Source organism: Caballeronia sp. (assembly GCF_049581465.1).
Classification (GTDB): Bacteria; Pseudomonadota; Gammaproteobacteria; order Burkholderiales; family Burkholderiaceae; genus Caballeronia.
On record NZ_JBAUSA010001130.1, the window covers coordinates 1 to 1,535 of the forward strand.

Here is a 1,535-nt window from a genome sequence, read left to right on the forward strand (position 1 = left end):
CTCGCGCTGGGTCCCGTGGTCGAGCATCTGATGATGATCTCGGGCAAATAAGCGGTCACTGATACAGAGGAAAATATGACTACTAATGTCAAACCGCAAGTGAACATACCCAACCGGGCTCCGGATAAGGCGCCGGAACCGGGGAAGAACTCCCGGTCGGCCGCCCGTTCCATGTTCGATCCGGCGATCGTGATGCCGGCGATCGCGGATTCGTTCAGGAAGCTATCGCCGCGTACGCAGTTGCGCAATCCGGTGATGTTCTGCGTGTATGTCGGCAGCATCTTGACCACGATCCTGTGGGGCGCGGCGCTTGCAGGCCAGGCTGAAGCGCCGGCCGGGTTCATTCTCGCGATCGCGCTGTGGCTGTGGTTCACCGTGCTGTTCGCTAACTTCGCCGAAGCACTGGCGGAGGGCCGTTCAAAGGCGCAGGCCGCTTCGCTGCGCAGCGCCAAGCGCGACGTGATGGCGAAGAAACTGAGCGCGGCCAATCGTAACGCTACGGTGCGGTTGACCTCGGCGTCGGAGCTTCGCAAGGGCGACGTCGTGCTGATTGAAACGGGCGACTCGGTTCCGGCTGACGGCGAAGTTATCGATGGCGTTGCGTCCGTCGATGAATCGGCGATCACCGGAGAATCGGCACCCGTGATTCGCGAATCGGGCGGCGATTTCAACGCAGTAACGGGCGGCACACGCGTGCTGTCGGACTGGATCGTGGTACGCGTGAGCGTCAATCCGGGTGAAGCGTTCCTGGACCGCATGATCGCGATGGTCGAAGGCGCCAAGCGGCAGAAGACGCCTAACGAGATCGCGCTGACGATCTTGTTGGTCGCGTTGAGCCTGGTGTTGTTGTTCGCCACCGCGACGCTGTTGCCGTTCTCGATGTTCTCGGTCGAAGCAGTCAAAGCCGGGCACGTGGTGACGATTACGGCACTGGTCGCGTTGCTGGTCTGCCTGATCCCGACGACTATCGGCGGCTTGTTGTCGGCGATTGGTGTGGCCGGGATGAGCCGCATGATGCAGGCAAACGTGATCGCGACCTCGGGCCGCGCAGTCGAAGCGGCGGGTGACGTCGACGTGCTGTTGCTTGACAAGACCGGCACGATTACGCTGGGCAATCGTCAGGCGTCGAGCTTCGTGCCGGCGGCCGGTCTCTCTGAACAAGACCTCGCCGATGCCGCGCAACTTGCGTCGCTTGCCGATGAAACGCCGGAAGGCCGCAGTATTGTCGTGCTGGCAAAGCAACGCTTCAACATTCGCCAGCGGGAAATGTCGACACTCCAGGCGACCTTCCTGGGCTTCACCGCGCAGACGCGCATGAGCGGTGTGGATTTGCCCGAGCGCGAGATCCGCAAGGGTGCGGCTGATGCGATCAAGAAGTATGTGGAGTTGAATGGCGGCCGCTATCCGCAGGATGTATCGAACGCGGTTGACGAAATCGCGCGTCGCGGCAGCACGCGGCTCGTGGTGGCCGACAAGCGACCGGAAGGCGCCCGCGTGCTCGGCGTGATCGAGTTGAAGGATATCGTCAAGGGCGG

At 62.1% G+C, this 1,535-nt stretch carries 1 protein-coding gene; it reads left to right on the forward strand.

The features are described from left to right. Nucleotides 1-171: 171 nt before the first annotated feature. On the forward strand, nucleotides 172-1,535 hold a 1,364-nt coding region (gene kdpB, locus WCA53_RS27655), incomplete at its 3' end, for a potassium-transporting ATPase subunit KdpB (RefSeq protein ID WP_423918338.1).